This window comes from Pseudomonas sp. Tof1, from assembly GCF_055390395.1.
On sequence record NZ_AP024344.1, the window covers coordinates 1,104,064 to 1,122,776 of the forward strand.

The following is an 18,713-nucleotide window of genomic DNA, read 5'->3' on the forward strand; positions in this document are numbered from 1 at the left end:
GCCTCAATGTGTGATCGCCGGCACGGCTGCCGGTTGGGGCCGATGGAAAAGCCGCTCGAGCCACAAGTATATGACGGGCGTGGTGAACAGCGTCAGCGCCTGGCTCACCAGCAGGCCGCCGACCACGGCGATCCCCAGTGGCTGGCGCAGTTCGGCGCCGGTACCGTGGCCGAGCATCAGCGGCAGGGCGCCGAGCAGGGCTGCCAGGGTGGTCATGATGATCGGTCGGAAGCGGGTGACACAGGCCTTGTAGATGGCTTGCTCGGGCGTCAGCCCGCCCCGTTGGGCCTCGAGGGCGAAGTCGATCATCAGGATGCCGTTCTTCTTCACGATACCGATCAGCAGCACCAGGCCGATCAGCGCCATGATCGAGAAATCCTGGCCCAGCAGCCAGAGCATGATCAGTGCGCCGAGGCCGGCGGAGGGTAGGGTGGAGATGATCGTCAGCGGGTGCACGAAACTCTCGTAGAGCACGCCGAGAATGATGTACACCGCCACCAGTGCCGCGAGGATCAGCCACGGCTGGCTGGCCAGGGAGCTCTGGAAGGCCTGGGCCGCGCCCTGGAAGTTGCCGCTGATGGAGGCCGGCATGCCGATCTCGTTCTTCGCCTGGTCAAGCAGCAGCACCGCGTCGCCCAGGGCCACGCCGGGGCTGAGGTTGAACGACAGGTTGGCGGCCGGGAACATGCCATCGTGGGCGATCGACAGCGGCCCGCTGGTGGGCGCATCGAAGCGCGCCAGGGCCGACAGCGGCACCATCTCGCCGGTCAGCGGCGAACGCAGGTAGAAGTAGTTCAGGCTCTCGGCCTTGCCTCGCTGGGCGGTGTCCAGCTCGAGGATCACGTTGTACTGGTTGGTCTCGGTCTGGTACTCGTTGACCTGGCGCTGGCCGAACGCATCGTAGAGCGCTTCGTCGACATCGCTGGCAGTCAGGCCGAAGCGCGCGGCGGCCCGCCGGTCGATGGTGATGTGGGTGATGCTGCCACCCAGTTGCAGGTCGTTGGACAGGTCGCGGAACGCCGGGTTGGCCCGCAGCTTTTCCGTCAGGCGCTGGGTCCAGGTGTTCAGCAGGTCGCCGTCGTTGCTCTTGAGCACGTACTGGTACTGGGCCCGGCTCGGCCCGGAGCTGAGGTTGATGTCCTGGCCGGCGCGCAGGTAGAGCACGATGCCGGGGATCCGCATCAGCTGCGGCCGGATCCGGTCGATGAAGGCACTGGCGGAAACGTCGCGCTGGTCCTGTGGCTTGAGGGCGATCCAGAAGCGGCCGTTGGCGATGGTCTGGTTGGTGCCCGAGACCCCACCGAGTGGGAGAAGGCCTGTACCGCCGGGTCGGCGGCGACGATCTCGGCAAGGGCCTTGTGCTTGGCTACCATGTCGTCGAACGAGACATCGGCGGCGGCCTCGGTGGTGCCCAGCACGAAGCCGGTGTCCTGCACCGGGAAGAAACCCTTGGGAATGAATACGTAGCCGGCCACGGCCAGGCCGAGGGTCAGGCAGAAAATCCCGAACATCAGTTTCTGGTGGTCCAGCGCACGGCGCAGCCCGCGCTCGTAGAGCGCCAGCAGGCGCTCGCCGAAGGTTGCCTTGGCGTGTTCGTGATGCACCGGCGCGCGCATGAACAGCGCGGCCAGGGTTGGCGCCAGGGTCAGCGAGACCACCACTGAAATCAGGATGGTCGAGGTCGCAGTCAGGGCGAACTCCTTGAACAGCCGGCCCACCACCCCGCCCATGAACAGCAGCGGGATGAAGGCGGCGATCAGCGAGAAGCTGATGGAGACCACGGTGAAGCCGATCTCCCCGGCACCCTTGATCGCGGCTTCGCGCATGCCGTCGCCGGCCTCCAGGTGCCGGTGGATGTTTTCCACCACGACGATCGCGTCGTCGACCACGAAGCCGACGGCAATGACGATCGCCACCAGGGTCAGGTTGTTCAGGCTGAAGCCCATCACGTACATCAGTGCGAAGCTGGCCACCAGCGACACGCCGAGCACCGCCGAGACGATCAGGGTCGCCGACAGCTGGCGCAGGAACAGCGCCATTACCGCCACCACCAGCAGGATGGCGATCAGCAGCGTCATTTCCACTTCATGCAGCGAGGCGCGGATGGTCTGGGTGCGGTCGATCAGTTCCCTGACCTGCACCGAGGCCGGCAGCATGGCCTCCAGGCCCGGCAGGGCGGCCTTGATCCGCTCCACGGTTTCGACGATGTTCGCCCCCGGCTGGCGCGAGATCACCAGGTTCACCCCCGGCACATCGCCGGACCAGGCCTGCACATAGGCGTCTTCGGAGCCACGGACCACCCGGGCGATATCCTTGAGCTGCACCGGCGCGCCGTTCTTGTAGGAGACGATCAGCTCACCGTACTCCTGCGGCTGGAACAACTGGTCGTTGGTCGACAGGGTGGAGATGCTCGATTTGCCGTACAGCGCGCCCTTGGCCAGGTTGAGGCTGGTCTGCTGGATCGCCAGGCGGAGGTCGGCCAGGGTCAGGCCGATGGCCGCCAGGCGGTCCGCCGAAGCCTGCACGCGGATGGCCGGACGCTGCTGGCCGGTGATGTTGATCTGGCCGACGCCATCGATCTGGCTGAGCTGGCGGGCCAGCAGGGTCTCGGCATAGTCGCTCAGTTCGGTGCCGGGCATCTGGCTGGAACTGACACTGAGGATCAGCACCGGACTGTCGGCCGGGTTGACCTTGCGCCAGGTGGGCAGGGTCGGCATGTCCTTGGGCAGCTTGCCCGAGGCGGTGTTGATCGCCGCCTGGACCTCCTGTGCGGCGGTATCGATGCTTTTGCTCAGGGTGAATTGCAGGGTCAGGGTGGTGGTACCCAGGGCACTGCTGGAGGTCATCTGGGTCACGCCGGGGATGGCGCTGAACTGCACTTCCAGCGGCGTCGCCACCGAAGACGCCATGGTCTGCGGACTGGCACCGGGCAGTTGCGCGGACACCTGGATGGTCGGGAATTCGGCCTCCGGCAACGGTGCCAGCGGCAGCCGCGGGAAGGCGATCAGCCCGAGCAGGACCAGGGCGAAGGTGAGCAGGATGGTCGCCACCGGGTGATTGATGCACCAGGCCGAGACGCCGCGGCTGTCCTTGATCATGGCTTGGGTTCTCCGGCCACGGCCTGCCCGGCCAGCCTGGGCGCACCGAGTATCTCGACCAGGGCGCCGGGCTTGAGTCGCGACTGGCCGTCGCTGACCAACTGATCGCCGGCCTGCACGCCCTGGATGATGTTCTGTTCGCTGTCCTGGTAAGGCACCTGGACCGGCACCACTTCCACGCCCTTGTCCTTGACCCGGTAGACGAAGTAGCCGTCCAGGCCGCGTTGCACCACCGTCGGTGGCACCACCAGGGCGCCGCGGTCGAGGGCGGTCTGGATCTTGATATTGACCAGTTGGCCCGGCCACAGCTTCTGACCCGGGTTGTTGAACTCGGCCTTGGCCTTGATGGTGCCGGTGGTGGCCGAGACCTGATTGTCGATCAGCGTCAGATGACCGGAGCCGAGCAGGCTGTCACCGTGGCCTTCGTCGCCCAGGTAGGCTTTCACCGCTGCCGGCCTGTCGGCGCCAAGCAGCCCCTGCAGGGTTGGCAGCATCTGTTGCGGGAGGGAGAACTCCACGGCGATCGGGTCGATCTGGGTCACGGAAAACAGGCCCTGGGCATCACTCATGCGCAGGAAGTTGCCCTCATCGACGGAGCGGATACCGACCCGGCCGGTCACCGGCGAACGGATCCGGGTATAGGACAGTTGCACCTGCGCCGCGTCAATCGCCGCCTGGTTGCCGAGGGTGGTGGCCTTGAGCTGGTTGACCAGGGCCTGCTGCTGGTCGTAGGTCTGCTTCGAGATCCCGTTGTCGACGGTCAACTGCCTGTAGCGCTTGAGGTCGACCTCGGCCACCTGCAATTGCGCCTGGCTTTGCGCCAGTTGTGCCTTGGCCTGGGACAGGCTGGCCTGGATCGAGCGGTCGTCAAGGGTCGCCAGCAGGTCGCCTTCCTTGACCAGTTGCCCTTCCTTGACCAGCAGGCGGGTGAGGATGCCATCGATCTGTGGGCGGATCACCACGCTGTGCAGTGACAGGGCCGTACCGATGCCGCTGGCATAACGCGGGACGTCCTGTTGCGCCACGTGGATGACCTTGACCGGGATCGGCGCGCTGCCGGCGTGCCGGACGGGAGCGGTGCGGGTCAATGTCCAGGTGCCACCGGCGGCCGCCACCAGGATCGCGGCAAGGCCCAACAGGGTTTTCTTCGGGATGTGCATGGTGTCAAAACGCCGGTACGAATGGAAGGAAGGCCAATGCTGGCAGAACAGTAGCCTCTTTATAACCCCGCTATCCGGTCAGCACGGTGACGGCTAACTGACACGGCTGTCAGCTACGGCCCGCCTGGACAGTCATTAAAGAAATAAGTGTTGCAGACGATAAAGCGGGATATAGACCGGATTATCGGCTGCCTGCTTTTTAATGGACATGTCTGTGCAGGCGTTGTGTTCCGGGGTCGTATGTTTAATTGAATATAAGAAGTCCTACGGATATTCCTCGTTTTTTCGGTGGAGTGCGCTCGCGTGGGCTTTAATTGATATGGGGGTCACCCTGTTTGGGAGTGGTTGATATGAAATACACACTATCGGTATTTGGTGTCCTGTTGTTGATGGGAGTTTGCTCCAGTGTGGCGGCGGCCAATGCCGGGCAAATTCGTTTCAGTGGCCAGATTGTCGAGGCGGCGTGTGAGGTGACATCGGCCTCGGTACATAACCATGGCGTTTCTGAACGTCTCAAGGTCGCACCCGGTGTAACACTGTGGGTTGATACTGCGGATAATGCCTGTGGTAATGGCATATTGCCCTTTAGCACTCGCTTCCAACCCTTGCCAGGCAAGGCTCCCAGCGTGAAAAAGCTGTCCCCGCAGGGAGTCGTGACAATCACGTATCTATAGAACTGAACGTGTGGCATGACATCAGTATTATCCTGGCCGTATAAAGGCGGGTGCAGTATTGCGAAATATCCGGCATCAAGTTGACATTGCCTCACTCTCTTCGCGATCGGCCTGCCTAACCTGTTGATCGATATAATTAAAAAGATATCGATGATTTTGCTTTTGTGCTTTTCGTGAGTTTGCTGATGGCGGCTTTCATCGATAGTCTTTTTAATCTTAAACACTGTCGTGGTCACTTTTCTGTGTCCGTCGAATGACATTTTCTTCTGACGGAGGCAGATGTCCTGGCGGCGGGTTGAATCGGCCCCTTGAATAAGGCCGGATCTGATAGTTCGAATGACGATCCCCGACTATATTGGCCGCCACCCAAGTGATGGGTGCAAACGATTAACTCGAAGGATTGTGTTCGCATGAAAAAGATTTCCGTGATGTTGGTTCTATTGGGTTCAGCCCTTGGCGTGGCGGGCTCCGCCCACGCGGCCAACGGTGGCACGCTGAACTTTACCGGTGCACTGACCAACACCAGTTGCGAGGTGTCTTCCGGGGGCGGTTCGGCCGACAATATCCCGGTCGATCTCGGACGGGTTTCCTTTGCCGATATCGGCAACCGTACCGAGTCCCGCCTGGGCACGGCCAAGGATATCGACCTGCTGGTGACCTGCCTGCAGCCGGCGGCTGAAAGCACCGTGCACATGTCATTCCGCCCGGCCCAGGTCGATCAGGGCGACCCCTACCTGCTGCCGACCAGCGGTGCCGCCAGAGGCGTTGGTATCGGCCTGGTTCGTCGGGATAACGATAACTTCCTGAATATCCAGGACCCCACCGACACCATCGACGGCATTCTGCAACCCAGCGGCAGCGGCTCCAGCGGCACCCTGTCGCTGCGTGCACTGTTCGTGAAGAACGGCGTGTCCACCGTGCCTGGCGCAGCCACGGGCACCGTGCCCTTCGTGCTGACCTACAACTGAGTCATGGGCCTGAACGGAGCTGCAAGGCTCCGTTTCTTCCGAACAGATGGAACGCAACATGCGCAAGTTGACGAGATCGATGATCGGCGTGGCGCTGGTCGCGTGGGCGTGGGGGCATGCCCAGGCCGGGATCGTGCTGAACAGCACCCGGCTGGTGTACCCGGCGCAGGACAGGGAAGCGGTGCTCAGTGTGTCGAACCGCAACAAGTCCACCATCCTCTTGCAGTCCTGGCTGGAGGCAGACGATGCGACAGCGGCGGACCTGCCGTTTGCCGTCGTCCCGGCCCTGGTGCCGTTGTCGGGTGGCGGGCGGCAGACGGTACGGATCATTCACTCCGGGGCCGACATGCCGACTGACCGGGAGTCGCTGTTCTGGCTGAATGTCCAGGAGATACCCCAGGCCAGCGAACAGGAGAACACGCTGCAGATCGGTATTCGCCAGCGTATCAAGGTGTTCTATCGCCCCCGCCAGTTGATGGCCGACCCGGAACTGGCGCCCCGGCAAGTCCGTTGGCGCCTCAAGCCCGGAGGTGTCCTGGTGGCGAGCAACCCCGGGCCGTTTCACGTCACTCTGGTGGATATCGAGCTGTTCGGTGATGAGAGCAGACTGCTGCATCACCGCAACTCGATGCTGGCGCCCGGACAGGCGCGGGAGTTCAGCCTGCCGGTGTCGGTGACGCCGCAGCAGGCTCGGCTGAGTTTCAAGAGCATCAACGACCACGGTGCCGTCGTGGCCTATCGACTTTCCGACTGGAAAACCGGCCAGGCCCTGTGGGTCGAGGATTAGCGCCGCCGTCTCCCACCCACCCCTTTTTTGAAAATGGCCGCACCCTCGCAAGAGCCTGTGCGCGGAGGCGTTCGCCTTTAACAAATATCTCAAGACATTGAGTGAAGGTTGCAAATGGACTGGCTCTATCGAAGAACAAAGGAAGTTCTGGTGTCATCGTGTCGCGGGAAAACGGAGGCCGCGACATTCCCCCTGTTGCAGAACGTGAATCGGCAGGCACGCCTGCCACTGTCCCTGGGGCTGTTCCTGCTGGTGCCGGACGTGGCGCTGGCCGAGCCGGTCGAAGAGGGCCTGCGGTTCAATACCGCGTTCATCCATGGTGGCGAGCAGCCGGCGGATATCCGCGCGTTTCTGGAGGGTAACAGCGTACTGCCGGGCCTCTATCGGGTGGATATCTACCTGAACCGGGTCCTCAGTGCCCGTCGTGATGTGCGTTTCAATCGGGACAGCTCCAGCGGGCGGGTCGAGCCCTGCCTGACCCCGGACCTGCTGCGGGACCTGGGGCTGGATACCGAACGCCTGGCCAGCCTGGGCAGGGTGTCGCCGGAGAGTGCGGGCGAGCAGTGTTTCGACCTCGGCCAACTGGAGCGGGCCAGCGTCGACTACCAGCCCAACAGCCTGGCCCTCAACCTCAGCGTGCCGCAGGTCGCCCTGCGGCGCGATGCCCGTGGCTACCTGTCGCCGGAGCTGTGGGACCAGGGCGTCAACAGTGCTTTCGTCAGCTATTCCTTCAACGGCAATCGCCGCGAGTTCGATCGGCAGAAGACCGACAGCTACTACCTGGGCCTGCGCAATGGCCTGAACCTCGGGCCCTGGCGCTTGCGCAACGAATCCTCGCTGGTCCATGGCGACTTGCAGTCCACCCGTTTCACCAGCAACCAGACCTACGCCCAGCGCGACCTGACCGCCTGGAAGGGCCAACTGACCCTGGGCGAGACCTACACCGACTCACGGGTGTTCGACAGTGTACGTTTCCGTGGCGTCCAGGTGGCATCGGACGACGGCATGCTGCCCGACAGCGAGCGGGTCTATGCGCCGGTCATCCGGGGCGTCGCCGAAAGCAACGCCACCGTGGAGATTCGCCAGGCCGGTTACCTGCTGTACAGCGCGAACGTGCCGCCCGGCCCGTTCGAGATCAGTGACTTCTATCCCAGTGGTTCCAACGGCGACCTGCTGGTAACGGTGATCGAGGCGGATGGCCGGCAACGTACCTTCGTCCAGGCATTCGCCTCGCTGCCGTTGATGCTGCCCAAGGGCTCCTTCAGCTACAGCGTCGAGGCCGGCGAGTACGACAGCAACGACAGTCGGCAGATGAACCCCGGATTTGCCAGTACCACCCTGATCTACGGCTTGAGTGAACGGCTCAGCGGTTTTGGTGGGATGCAGGTGGCGGACGGGTTCGAGGCCAGCAACCTCGGGGTGGGGGTCAACACCGGCGTGGGCGCGGTGTCGGCCGACCTGACCCATTCGGTCAGTCACCAGGGCGCTACCGACCTGGGCGGCAAGAGCCTGCGCCTGCGTTATGCCAATACCCTGAATGCCACCCGGACCACCTTCGCCCTGGCCGGTTATCGTTACTCCAGCGAGCACTACCGCAGCTTCGAGCAGCACGTGGAGGAACGCAGCAATCTGACGCGCACTTCGCTCGGCCGGGCCCGTGACCGTTTCGACATCACCCTCAGCCAACCCCTGGAAACGGGGACCTTCAGCTTTACCGCCCTGGAGCAGCGCTACTGGAACCTGCCGGGCAAGTCGCGCCAGTTCAACGCCACCTATGGCGGCTACTGGCGCGATCTGAGCTACAGCCTGTCCCTGGATCGCACCCGTTCGGCCGATCTCGACGGCCGGGTCGCCACTGACCACCAGTTCACCCTGACCCTGTCGTTGCCGCTGGGCCGGCATGAGCGCTCGACCCGCGCCTCGCTGACGGCAGTGCGCGACAACCAGGGCGACTCCAGCGTGATGGCCGGCCTGACCGGGCGCGTGCTCGACCGGAATGCCTTCTACTCGGTCCTGGCCGGCAATGACGGCAGCGGTGCCCGTGCCGGTTCCGCCAGTGTGAATGCCACCACCTCCGTCGGTCGTTTCGAGGCCGGCTACAGCCATGGCCAGGATTTCAACAGCTGGAACCTGGGCGCGCGTGGGTCGCTGGTCGCCCATGCCGGTGGAGTGAACCTGGGGCAGTCCCTGGGCGACACCTTCGTGCTGGCCGAGGTACCGGGTGTGCGCGGTGCGCATTTCAACAACTTCGGTGGCGTCGAGACCGGGCGCAACGGCTTTGCCGTGGTGCCGTACGTGCAGCCCTATCGGGCCAACTGGGTCAGCCTGGACACGCGCCGCCTGGGCGCCGATGTCGAGGTGGACAACGCCGTCGTGCAGGTGGTGCCACGTCGTGGTTCGTCGACCCACGCGCTGTTCAAGGCCAGTGCCGGGCGCCGGGTGCAGTTCGAACTGAGCCTGGCCGATGGCAGCGCCCTGCCGTTCGGTGCCAGCGTCCAGGATGCCCAGGGCAAGGTGCTCGCCGTGGTGGACCCGACCAGTCGCGCCCTGGTGCTCAGCGAGCAGGAACAGGGAACGCTGCAGGTCCGCTGGTCGGGGCATGGCTGCCAGTTCCAGTTCCGTCTGCCGCCGCGGGACCCGCAACTGACCTACGACCGGGTCAGGGAGGTGTGCCGGTGAACGGTCTGCGGATATTCGGCCTGCTGCTGGGCCTGGTCGTGGCGGCGCCGGTGCTGGCAAGCGTGTCCCTGAGTGGCACACGCCTGGTGTTCGACGGGCGCTTTCGCGATGTGAGCATCGAGGCGCGCAATCGCGGTCGCCAGGAGGTGTTGCTGCAGGCCTGGCTCGAGGGGCACGAAGACAGCCACCCCAATCACCTGCCGTTCGTGCTGACGCCGCCGATCGTGCGGCTGGCGCCCGAAGGCCGGCAGGCGCTGCGGTTGATGTACGAAGGACGGGGCATGCCGGCCGGACGGGAGTCGCTGTTGCACCTGTACGTCATGGAAATCCCCCGGACGCAGGCCGGTGACAGTCGCTTGAGCATCGCCATCCGCCAGCGGATCAACGTGCTGTTCCGCCCGGCGGGTCTGACCGGTGATCCGGCACAGACCCCGCAACGCCTGCTCTGGAGACTGGAGCGCGATGCCAGCGGCGTGCCCCGCCTCAAGGTGGAGAACCCGACGGACTTCCATGCGGCGCTGCTGGGCCTCGAACTGGCCGGCGAGCAGGGCCGCCACCCGCTCGGTGATGACCTGCTCATACCGCCGGGCGGGCGCCGTGAACTGCTGCTCAGCTCCCGCGCCCTGGCGGTCCGTCCGGCCTGGCTGCGGTTCAACGCGCTGACCGATTACGGTGGCCAGCGTGCCTACCGTGCCCGATGCGATTTCGGTGCACCTTTCAACGCGTCGCTGGTCGGCGACGCTTCTCTTTCCCGGAACGGATCCGCCCATGATTAGGATGTCTCGCATGACCTGGCGACGCTGCCTGTTGCTGCTTGGCCTGCTCAGCCCCGCCAGTTGTTTTGCCCTCACCTGTACCCTGCAAGGCAGCGGGGCGCTGGTGGCCAGTGCCGATCTCGGCAGCAGCGTGGCGATTCCGGCGTCGTCGCCCAACGGCACGCTGGTCTGGCGTTCGGAGCCGCTCAATCTGGCGGTCGAGTGCGTCAGGGAGGGGGCGGGCGCCACGGAGGAGGTCTATCTCTACCTCAATCCGGCTCGCCAGGTGGTCGGCCAGGGCATTCGCCTGGGGTTGACTCTCGACGGGGTCGACCATCGCCAGAGCCATGGCCGCATCGCCACCGGCCGCAGCCTGCCGGCCTGCGGCAACGCCCAGGCCTGTGCGCCGCTGAGTTTCAATCTGGGCTTCTCGCTGTTCATCGAAAAGTTCGGCCCGACGCCACCCTCGGGCGTGGCCAGCCAATTGCAGGATTACCGGCTGTTCCAGCTCGATGGCGGCAGTGGGTCGGGCAGCGACGGCAATTCGCTCAACTACGTGATCAACAACCTCGGCGGCCTGCGCTTCGTGGCCTGTGACGCGCAATTGCAGGTCATCCCCGAGACCGTCGATTTCGGGCGGGTCGCGATCCAGAACGTGGTCGTTGGGCAGGTGATCGAACGGCGTCCGTTTGCCCTGCACACCAGCCGTACCTGCGACAGTGCCTTCAGCCTGGATGCGCGACTCAAGCCGGTGTCGGGCACCCTGGCCGGCGAGTTGCTGATCCCCAACGGCAACGACGGCGTCGGCATTCGTATCGTCAGGGCCGGTGGCGGGGCGCCGATCCCGTACAACCGTTCCTTCCACCTGGCCGAACTGCTGGGCAGCACCCATGCCGCCACGGCCAGCTTCGATGCCGAACTGTTATGGAACAGTGACCGCCCCAGGGCCGGGCCGTTCTCCGCCGAGGTGGTCGTCGATCTGTTCTACAAGTGACGGTTGGCCGGCGCGTTCGCCGTGTGCCCTAAAGCTGATCTGGATCAGTGTTTTGGATTTTGGTCCGCTTAGAGTCGACGCCCTGCCGACTCTTCCCAATAATTCGAGCGCGCCTTCCATGAAGATCAATCTCCCGGTTACCGGCCGAAACGTCGAGGTTGCCCGCGACGCCAATATCCTTTCGACCACCGACCTGAAAGGCGCCATCACCTACGCCAACCCGGACTTCATGAAGATCAGCGGCTACAGCCGCGAAGAGTTGCTGGGCTCGCCGCATAATCTGTTGCGCCACCCCGACATGCCGCCGGAGGCGTTCGCCCATATGTGGCAGACCCTCAAGGCCGGTCGCTCGTGGATGGGCATGGTGAAGAACCGCTGCAAGAACGGTGATCACTACTGGGTCAGCGCCTATGCTTCGCCGGTGAGCCGCAACGGCCAGACGGTGGAGTACCAGTCGGTACGGACCCAGCCCGGGCCAGGCAGATCGAGGCGGCCGAGCGCTGTTATGGCGAGTTGCGTAGCGGGCGTCGGTCATGGCGCCAGCGTCTGCCCAGGGTTGGCTTGACCGGGCGGTTGACGCTGCAGTCCAGCCTGGCGTTTGCCGCGACCCTGGCGTTGGGCGACTGGTTGTCGCCGCAGCCGCTGCTGGTCGAACTGGGGCTCTGGGGCCTGGGCAGTGCCCTGTGCGGCGCCATCTTTCACGGGGCCCTGCGACCGTTCGCCCGCCTGACGGTGCGGGCCCGCAACCTGGCCGACAACCCGTTGAGCCAGGCGATCTATACCGGCCGCAGTGACGAATTCGGCCAGATCGAGTTTGCCTTGCGCATGCTCGAAGCCCAGGTCGGCTCGGTGGTCGGGCGCATCGGCGACGCTTCGCTGCGCCTGTCCGGGCATGCCCAGGAGCTGGTGCGCCATATCGAGAGCAGCCACAGCAGCACCCTCGACCAGCAGGCCGAAACCGATCAGGTCGCGGCGGCGATTCATGAGATGGCGGCCAGTGTCGCCGAGGTCGCGAGCAATGCCCAGCAGGCTTCGGTGGCCGCCGACCTGGCCGGCAGCGAAACCCGCGACGGTCATCAACTGGTGGGCGAGAGCCGCAGCTCGGTGTTGCGCCTGGCCGGGGAACTGGCCCGGGCGACCGAGGTGATCCATCAACTGGAGAGCCACAGTATCGAGATTTCCAGCGTGCTCGAGGTGATCCGCGGCATTGCCGAGCAGACCAACCTGCTGGCGCTGAATGCGGCCATCGAGGCGGCGCGCGCGGGCGAGCAGGGGCGTGGCTTTGCGGTGGTGGCGGATGAAGTGCGCGGGCTGGCCCAGCGTACCCAGCAGTCGACCAGCGAGATCCAGCGGATGATCAGCAACCTGCAGGACGGTGCGCGCGAGGCGGTGCTGGTCATGCGCCACAGCAGCCAGCATGCCGAGGACAGCGTGCAGCAGGTGCAGCAGGCGGCCGAAGCGCTGAGCGGGATCAGCGAGCGGGTGAACCGGATCACCGAGATGAGCCTGCAGATTGCCGCGGCGGTCGAGGAGCAGAGTGCGGTGAGCGAGGACATCAACCGCAACATCATGAGCATTCGCAATGCCTGCGAGGTGACTGTCAGTGCGGGTCGGCAGAGTCACGCCAATTCGGGTGACGTGGCCGGGCTGGCGGATGACCTGCGCTCGCTGGCGCAGGAGTTCTGGGGACGCAGCAGCCGGGTGTAGTGGCCTGTGTGGCGAAACGGGTGACCAGCGGCCCGGCGCTCAGGCCGCCCGCAATGGAATGAAGGTGTAGGTCAGCGGTGTATCGCTGACCACTCGCGCCCCGGCTGCGCGCAGTTGCTCGGCGATGTCATGGCCGGAAACATGAAAGGCCCATTCCGCTTCGGGGGACCATTGCGACTGTCGTTCGACTTGCGCGATGGCTTCGACGAACGCAGGCATCTGCGGCAGATAGGCGGTGAAGCCATCGCCCTTGAGCGCGGTGGTGTGAATGCCCAGGCGTGCGCAGATGGCTTGCTTGGCGCGGATGTCGTCACGGTCGGCCTGGCGCGAATCCTCGATGAGTTGCGCCAGCCCGGCGTCCACCAACCGGCCACCACTGATCAGCAGCGGCTGGTCCGGCAGCCATGATTCCGGCGGGCAGTCCTTGGCTTGCGGCCTGAGCGGGATGTGCGGGTTGATCTCCATCGGATAGATACGGCACACCAGTGGGCGACGTTCGTAGATCCGGCAGAGCAGGCGTTCGTCAAGATTCCGGCAGGGGCCGACATTGTAGGCGGCGAAAGTGATGGCCACGCGTGCCTCGGTGCTGCCGCAGGGCACGCCCCAGGAGCGGCGTTGCGCATGTTCGCGCTGCTGCGGCGCAATACCGGTGCCATCCGCCAGGAACGCCTCCACCAGCACGATCACCTGGCCGCCGTCGTCCGCCCACTGCCGGGCTTCGGCCAGGGTCAGCGGTACATGGTGATCGGTGCAGCATTTGCCGCAACCTACGCAGGAAAAATGGGTGTTCATGGCTTGACCGGCAGCAAGGGAAAAGGCGCGGTGACACCAATCCGACAGGCCGTCACCACATGAACCCGGAACGAAGCAAGTTGTGCGCCAGCCACTCAGTTGCTGCGGGCCGGCATCACCGAGTCCCATTCGGTCACGCTGGCGCTCTTGCTCTTGCGGTTGTACAGGCACAGTTCGGTGCCCGCCTGGTTTTTCATATGGACCTGAGGGTAATGGCCGCGCAGCAGGACGGCGGTGTAGCCGAGCTTGTCATCGAACAGGGCCGGACTGCCCACCGGCTTCACGTTCTTGAGGTGGCTGGCCTTGGTGCAACTGGCCAGCACCGCCTTGTCGTGGGCGATCCACTGATCGGGGCTGGATGCCTGGGCCTGGGCGGCCACTGCGGTGAGGCTGATGAAGATCAGGGTGGAGGCTTTCATGGCAGGTCTCCTGAAGGTACATCCGGCAAAACAACGATTATGCCTGAGCCGGGCCGACTTCATAGCGCTGGATGAAGCGCATGCCGGCGTCGTCGTACAGACGCCGCGCCGGCAGGTTGTTTTCCATGACCTTGAGATCGACGAAGGCTTCGCCCCGCGAGGCGAAGACCTGGAAGGCATGGCGCAGCAGCGCCTGGCCCAGGCCCTCGCCGCGGCGGCGCGGGTGGACCACCAGGTCCTTGATGTAGGCGCTGGTCCAGCACTGGGCGACGCCTGCCAGGCCGTGTGGGTCCGTGGCGATCAGGCACAGGGTCGGATCGAATTCGGCATCGCGGGTGAAACGCTCACGCCAGTGGGGGAAGTCGTCGACCTCGATGTCGCTGTCGCGATAGCCCTCCACCAACAGTGCGTGGACGGCCTCCAGTTGCTCCGGGCGCAGTATCCCCAGGCGGATGTCCTTGGGCCAGTGCGGCACGTCGAGCAAGCCGTCGAGGTCCTTGCGCAGCAGCAGGCAGTGGCACCGGGACATGTCAGAGACCCTGCTCGGCGACGGTCCTGGCGGCCTGGATCAGGCACTTGGTCAGCTCCGGCGAGGAAAACTTCGTCAGTACCGCGTTGGCCCCTGCCTGACGGGCCTTTTCAGCGTTCATGGCGCTGTCCAGGGAGGTGTGCAGCAGGATGTAGAGGTCCTGGAAGTCCGGGGTTTCGCGTACGGTACGGGTGAAGGCGTAGCCGTCCATTTCCGACATCTCGATGTCCGAGACGACGATATTGATCTGTTCCGCGGTGCCTTGCAGGTCGAGCAGGCAGCCGATGGCTTCCTTGGCGCTGCGGGCGGTGTGGCAGGTCAGGCCGAGATTGCGCAGGGTATGGACCGATTGCTGCAGCGCCACCTGGCTGTCGTCGACCACCAGGATCCGGGCATTGCCGAGCAGTTCGGCTTCTTCCATGGTCAGTTCGGTCGGTGCGACTTCGATCTGTGTCGGAGCGATGACATGGATGACCTTTTCGATATCCAGCACCTGCACCAGCGTGCCGTCGACCTGGGTCACCCCGGTGATGAACGCCTTGGGGCCACCGGAGCCGAAGGGGGGCGGGCGGATATCGGTGGTCAGGCAGTGGACGATCTTGCTCACGGCCTGCACATGCAGGCCCTGCTTGGAACGACTGACATCGGTGACGATCAGGCAGCCGCCGTCGGGATCCGCCAGTGGGCGCTCGCCGATGGCCCGGCTCAGGTCGATCACCGAGAGCGAGGCGCCGCGCAGGGTGGCGATGCCCCTGACATGCGGGTGCGACTCGGGCAGTTTGGTCAGCGGCGGACAGGGGATGATTTCGCTGACTTTGAGCAGGTTGATCGCCATCAGCTTGCCGCTGCGCAAGGTGAAGAGCAGTAGCGACAGCGAATCTGCGCGAGCTTTGTTGGAGGACATAAAAACCTTCTGTACAAAGAGCTGCGTCAGGGCAGGTCGGCCCCGAACGGGTATCTATAAAGCATTATCGACCCGAGACGGTCGGGCTTTAGGTGAATCTTGCCGCTGACCACGCTGCCCTGTTCGCGGGCAAGCCCGCTCCTGCACACGTTCGCTGCCGACGCCCGGGGCTGGTGGCCTGTTGCTCACTTGAGCCCCAGGCGCCTGGCCAGCCGGCCCAGGTTCGCCCGGTCCAGGCCCAGCTCCCGCGCCGCGCCCGCCCAGTTCTGCTGGTGCCGCTCCAGGCAGGCAGTGATCAACTGCCGTTGATACTGCTCCGTGGCCTGGCGCAAGTCGAGCCCGGCTTGCCGGTGCAATGGAGTACTGGCCTGTGTCTCGGGCGTTTCGTCGGCGACCGTCGGCAAATCCAGGTCGACAGCGCTCAGGCTGAGAATCTTCGGCCGCTCCCGGCAACTGCCGAGGGCCTTGAGGGCGCTGCGCCCGAGCAGATGCTCCAGCTCCCGGACGTTGCCCGGCCAGTCGTAGGCCAGCAGCGCGGCCTGGGCATCCGGGCTCAGGCGCAGGCTGCCCAGGCCCATGCGCGAGCGGTTCTGCTCGAGAAAGTAGCCGCTGAGCAGCAGTACATCGCGACCGCGCTCGCGCAGTGGCGGTACCTGCAACGGGTAGACGCTCAGGCGGTGGTAGAAGTCCGCCCGGTAGCGTCCGTTGCGCACCTCCTCGGCCAGGTCGCGGTTGGTCGCGGCGATCAGGCGCACGTCCACCTGGTGCTCGCGGTCCGAGCCCAGCCGCTGCAACTGGCCGCTCTGCAGCACCCGCAGCAGTTTTGCCTGGACGCTCAGCGACAGCTCGCCGACTTCATCGAGAAACAGGGTACCGCCGTTGGCCAGTTCGAACTTGCCGCGCCGATCGCCCACCGCCCCGGTGAAGGCACCTCGGACATGACCGAACAGTTCGCTTTCCACCAGGGTCTCCGGCAGGGCGGCGCAGTTGAGGCTGATGATGGGCTTTTCCGAACGAGGCGAGGCGGCGTGGATCGCCTGCGCCACCAGTTCCTTGCCGACCCCGGTTTCGCCGGTGATCAGCACGGTCAGGTCACTGGCGCCGACCAGGTTGATCTCTTCCACCAGGCGCTTGTGCGCCTTGCTCTGGCCGATCATCTCGGGTTGCCGGGAGCTGTTGGCCTGGCGATAGAGTTCGGCGCGCTGATGTTCGTCCTCGGCCCGCAGGGCCAGGCGTTCGATGCGTTCGGCGGCGCTCACGGTGGCCGCCGCCAGGCTGGCGAAGGCCTGCAGGGCATCGAGGTCGATCCGTTCGAAGCGTTCCGGGTCGAGGGCGTCGAGGGTCAACAGGCCCCAGGGGCGCTCGTCGATGAACAGGGGGCAGCCCAGGCAGTCATGCACTTCCAGGTGTTCGGTCAGGCCGTCGACCAGGCCGTCGTACGGGTCGGGCAGCCCGCTGTCGCTGTCGAAACGCACGGGGCCCCGGGCATCGAGCAGGATCTGGAAGCGCGGGTGCTCGCTGACCCGGAAGCGCCGGCCGAGGGTGTCCGCGCTCAAGCCGTCGACCGCCAACGGTACCAGCGCTTCGCCATCCAGGCGCAGCAGGGCGGCGGCGTCACAGGGCAGCAGCGCACGCAGGGCATCGAGCAGGCGCCGATAACGTTCGCTTTCGGGCAGTTCCCGGGAGAGATCCGCCACCAGTGGCAGCAGGGCGGTCAGCAACGGCTTTGCGGTCATATTGACTCCATTGGTGTCGAAATGACTATAGAATGGTTGTGGTCATTATGACCAATGATATTTTAAGTTATTGATTTTTAATGGTTTAAATCTTGGCATGGAGTGTGATTGAGACAGGTCAATTCAGGTAATCCTCATGTCCAGGAGTTGACCCATGCTGAGCGCCCAAGACCGTGCCATCGTCAAATCGACCGTCCCTTTGCTGGAAAGCGGTGGTGAGGCACTGACCACCCATTTCTACCGGATGATGCTGTCCGAGTACCCGCAGGTGCGTCCACTGTTCAACCAGGCCCACCAGGCCAGCGGCGACCAGCCCCGGGCCCTGGCCAACGGCGTGCTGATGTATGCGCGGCACATCGACCAGCTCGACCAGTTGGGCGACCTGGTGGCGAAGATCATCAACAAGCATGTTGCGCTGCAGATTCTGCCGGAGCATTACCCGATTGTCGGCGCCTGCCTGCTGCGGGCGATCCGTGAAGTGCTCGGCGAGGAAATCGCCACGCCCGAGGTGCTCGCGGCCTGGGGCGCGGCCTACAACCAGCTGGCCGACATCCTGATCGGTGCCGAGGCGGCGATCTACGACGAAAAGGCCCTGGCACCGGGTGGCTGGCGTGGCAGCCGGCCATTCAGGCTGGTGGCCAAGGTCGAGGAAAGCGCGGAAATCACTTCCTTGCACTTCGAACCGGTCGACGGCCAGGCCATCCTGAGCTTCGAGCCGGGTCAGTACATCGGCATGAAGCTGGTCATCGATGGCGAGGAGCTACGGCGCAACTACTCCCTTTCGGCGCTGGCCAATGCCCGGCAATACCGCATCAGTGTCAAGCGCGAGGCGGGCGGCCGGGTGTCGAGCTACCTGCATGACCAGTTGGCGGTCGGCGCGACCCTGGATCTGTTCCCGCCAGCGGGAGACTTCACCCTGACCGCCAGCGACAAGCCGCTGGTGCTGATCAGCGGCGGTGTCGGTATCACCCCGACCCTGCCGATGCTGGAAGCGGCGCTCGCCACACGGCGGCCGGTGCACTTCATTCACTGCGCGCGCAATGGGTCGGTGCATGCGTTCCGTGACTGGGTCGATGGGTTGGCCGCGCGTCATCCGCAGCTCAAGCGCTTCTACTGCTACGCCGAGGATGACGGGGTGAGCCCGGCGGCGGACAAGGTCGGCCTGTTGAGTCAGGAACAACTGGCCCGGTGGCTGCCGGAACAGCGCGACCTGGATGCCTACTTCCTCGGGCCGAAAGGCTTCATGAGTGCGGTCAAGCGCCACCTCAAGGCCCTCGGTGTGCCGGAAAAGCAGAGCCGCTACGAGTTCTTCGGCCCGGCTGCGGCCCTGGAATAAGCCCTCGGTCCGAGTTCCCCCGAGCGCTGGGGGCCGTGTTGTGAGAGCTGGATTGATCTGCGGAATCCGGCTCTCACAGATTGTCTACTTCGATGAGACAGTCAAACCGATTTGAGCCGCTTTTTCCTTTTTCGGCGGCTCATTAATCTGGTCACACATTGAACGACACAGCCTC

13 protein-coding genes and 3 pseudogenes are annotated in these 18,713 nt (G+C 64.6%); 8 read left to right on the plus strand and 8 right to left on the minus strand.

Annotation, left to right across the window (positions count from 1 at the left end; all coding sequences use genetic code 11):
• Positions 1 to 3 precede the first annotated feature (3 nt).
• The 3 genes and pseudogenes from ACZ5KU_RS05020 to ACZ5KU_RS05030 form a co-directional block, all read right to left on the minus strand.
• Positions 4 to 3,098 (minus strand): annotated as a pseudogene (locus tag ACZ5KU_RS05020) (multidrug efflux RND transporter permease subunit).
• Positions 3,095 to 4,258 (minus strand): efflux RND transporter periplasmic adaptor subunit, encoded by a 1,164-nt coding sequence (locus tag ACZ5KU_RS05025; protein WP_464736889.1) that lies wholly within the window; start codon positions 4,256 to 4,258, stop codon positions 3,095 to 3,097. The pseudogene ACZ5KU_RS05020 and the gene ACZ5KU_RS05025 overlap by 4 nt, the downstream one beginning before the upstream one ends.
• A gap of 310 nt (positions 4,259 to 4,568) precedes the next feature.
• Positions 4,569 to 5,168, minus strand: a complete 600-nt coding sequence (locus tag ACZ5KU_RS05030) for a hypothetical protein (RefSeq protein WP_152972960.1) — start codon at positions 5,166 to 5,168, stop codon at positions 4,569 to 4,571.
• A gap of 174 nt (positions 5,169 to 5,342) precedes the next feature.
• Between ACZ5KU_RS05030 and ACZ5KU_RS05035 the strand changes: the two genes are divergently transcribed.
• The 7 genes and pseudogenes from ACZ5KU_RS05035 to ACZ5KU_RS05065 all read left to right on the plus strand — a co-directional run.
• Positions 5,343 to 5,900 (plus strand): fimbrial protein, encoded by a 558-nt coding sequence (locus tag ACZ5KU_RS05035; protein ID WP_054059851.1) that lies wholly within the window; start codon positions 5,343 to 5,345, stop codon positions 5,898 to 5,900.
• Between the two features lie 58 nt (positions 5,901 to 5,958).
• Positions 5,959 to 6,687 (plus strand): fimbrial biogenesis chaperone, encoded by a 729-nt coding sequence (locus ACZ5KU_RS05040; RefSeq protein ID WP_239688052.1) that lies wholly within the window; start codon positions 5,959 to 5,961, stop codon positions 6,685 to 6,687.
• A gap of 114 nt (positions 6,688 to 6,801) precedes the next feature.
• On the plus strand, positions 6,802 to 9,366 hold the full coding sequence (locus ACZ5KU_RS05045) for a fimbria/pilus outer membrane usher protein (protein ID WP_464736890.1): 2,565 nt from the start codon (positions 6,802 to 6,804) through the stop codon (positions 9,364 to 9,366).
• The gene (locus ACZ5KU_RS05050; protein WP_464736891.1) at positions 9,363 to 10,142 is read left to right on the plus strand and encodes a fimbrial biogenesis chaperone; all 780 of its coding nucleotides are present in this window, start codon (positions 9,363 to 9,365) and stop codon (positions 10,140 to 10,142) included. The genes ACZ5KU_RS05045 and ACZ5KU_RS05050 overlap by 4 nt, the downstream gene beginning before the upstream one ends.
• Complete coding sequence (locus ACZ5KU_RS05055; RefSeq protein ID WP_054059848.1) at positions 10,135 to 11,115, plus strand: fimbrial protein; 981 nt, start codon at positions 10,135 to 10,137, stop codon at positions 11,113 to 11,115. The genes ACZ5KU_RS05050 and ACZ5KU_RS05055 overlap by 8 nt, the downstream gene beginning before the upstream one ends.
• A 118-nt stretch (positions 11,116 to 11,233) precedes the next feature.
• Positions 11,234 to 11,641, plus strand: a pseudogene (locus tag ACZ5KU_RS05060) (PAS domain-containing protein); the annotation flags it as partial.
• Between the two features lie 200 nt (positions 11,642 to 11,841).
• Positions 11,842 to 12,822 (plus strand): annotated as a pseudogene (locus ACZ5KU_RS05065) (methyl-accepting chemotaxis protein); the annotation flags it as partial.
• 39 nt (positions 12,823 to 12,861) lie between these two features.
• Here ACZ5KU_RS05065 and ACZ5KU_RS05070 read toward each other — a convergent pair.
• The 5 genes from ACZ5KU_RS05070 to norR form a co-directional block, all read right to left on the minus strand.
• Complete coding sequence (locus ACZ5KU_RS05070; protein WP_464736892.1) at positions 12,862 to 13,614, minus strand: YkgJ family cysteine cluster protein; 753 nt, start codon at positions 13,612 to 13,614, stop codon at positions 12,862 to 12,864.
• Between the two features lie 95 nt (positions 13,615 to 13,709).
• Positions 13,710 to 14,033: a hypothetical protein gene (locus ACZ5KU_RS05075; RefSeq protein ID WP_416771873.1), complete on the minus strand. Its 324-nt coding sequence runs from the start codon at positions 14,031 to 14,033 to the stop codon at positions 13,710 to 13,712.
• A gap of 37 nt (positions 14,034 to 14,070) precedes the next feature.
• Positions 14,071 to 14,562, minus strand: a complete 492-nt coding sequence (locus ACZ5KU_RS05080) for a GNAT family N-acetyltransferase (protein WP_464736893.1) — start codon at positions 14,560 to 14,562, stop codon at positions 14,071 to 14,073.
• 1 nt (position 14,563) lies between these two features.
• On the minus strand, positions 14,564 to 15,466 hold the full coding sequence (locus ACZ5KU_RS05085; RefSeq protein ID WP_054059843.1) for a chemotaxis protein CheV: 903 nt from the start codon (positions 15,464 to 15,466) through the stop codon (positions 14,564 to 14,566).
• Positions 15,467 to 15,651: 185 nt separating this feature from the next.
• Complete coding sequence (gene norR, locus ACZ5KU_RS05090; protein ID WP_416771876.1) at positions 15,652 to 17,202, minus strand: nitric oxide reductase transcriptional regulator NorR; 1,551 nt, start codon at positions 17,200 to 17,202, stop codon at positions 15,652 to 15,654.
• 154 nt (positions 17,203 to 17,356) lie between these two features.
• On the opposite strand from norR, the gene hmpA reads away from it, so the two are divergent.
• Complete coding sequence (gene hmpA / locus ACZ5KU_RS05095) at positions 17,357 to 18,538, plus strand: NO-inducible flavohemoprotein (RefSeq protein WP_054060164.1); 1,182 nt, start codon at positions 17,357 to 17,359, stop codon at positions 18,536 to 18,538.
• Positions 18,539 to 18,713 lie beyond the last annotated feature (175 nt).

Coding starts and splice junctions, on each gene's coding strand:
- ACZ5KU_RS05085 (WP_054059843.1), bottom strand. CDS start 15,466: ATGTCCTCCAACAAAGCTCGCGCAGATTCGCTGTCGCTACTGCTCTTC.
- norR (WP_416771876.1), bottom strand. CDS start 17,202: ATGACCGCAAAGCCGTTGCTGACCGCCCTGCTGCCACTGGTGGCGGAT.
- ACZ5KU_RS05070 (WP_464736892.1), bottom strand. CDS start 13,614: ATGAACACCCATTTTTCCTGCGTAGGTTGCGGCAAATGCTGCACCGAT.
- ACZ5KU_RS05075 (WP_416771873.1), bottom strand. CDS start 14,033: ATGAAAGCCTCCACCCTGATCTTCATCAGCCTCACCGCAGTGGCCGCC.
- ACZ5KU_RS05080 (WP_464736893.1), bottom strand. CDS start 14,562: ATGTCCCGGTGCCACTGCCTGCTGCTGCGCAAGGACCTCGACGGCTTG.
- hmpA (WP_054060164.1), top strand. CDS start 17,357: ATGCTGAGCGCCCAAGACCGTGCCATCGTCAAATCGACCGTCCCTTTG.
- ACZ5KU_RS05025 (WP_464736889.1), bottom strand. CDS start 4,258: ATGCACATCCCGAAGAAAACCCTGTTGGGCCTTGCCGCGATCCTGGTG.
- ACZ5KU_RS05040 (WP_239688052.1), top strand. CDS start 5,959: ATGCGCAAGTTGACGAGATCGATGATCGGCGTGGCGCTGGTCGCGTGG.
- ACZ5KU_RS05035 (WP_054059851.1), top strand. CDS start 5,343: ATGAAAAAGATTTCCGTGATGTTGGTTCTATTGGGTTCAGCCCTTGGC.
- ACZ5KU_RS05045 (WP_464736890.1), top strand. CDS start 6,802: ATGGACTGGCTCTATCGAAGAACAAAGGAAGTTCTGGTGTCATCGTGT.
- ACZ5KU_RS05055 (WP_054059848.1), top strand. CDS start 10,135: ATGATTAGGATGTCTCGCATGACCTGGCGACGCTGCCTGTTGCTGCTT.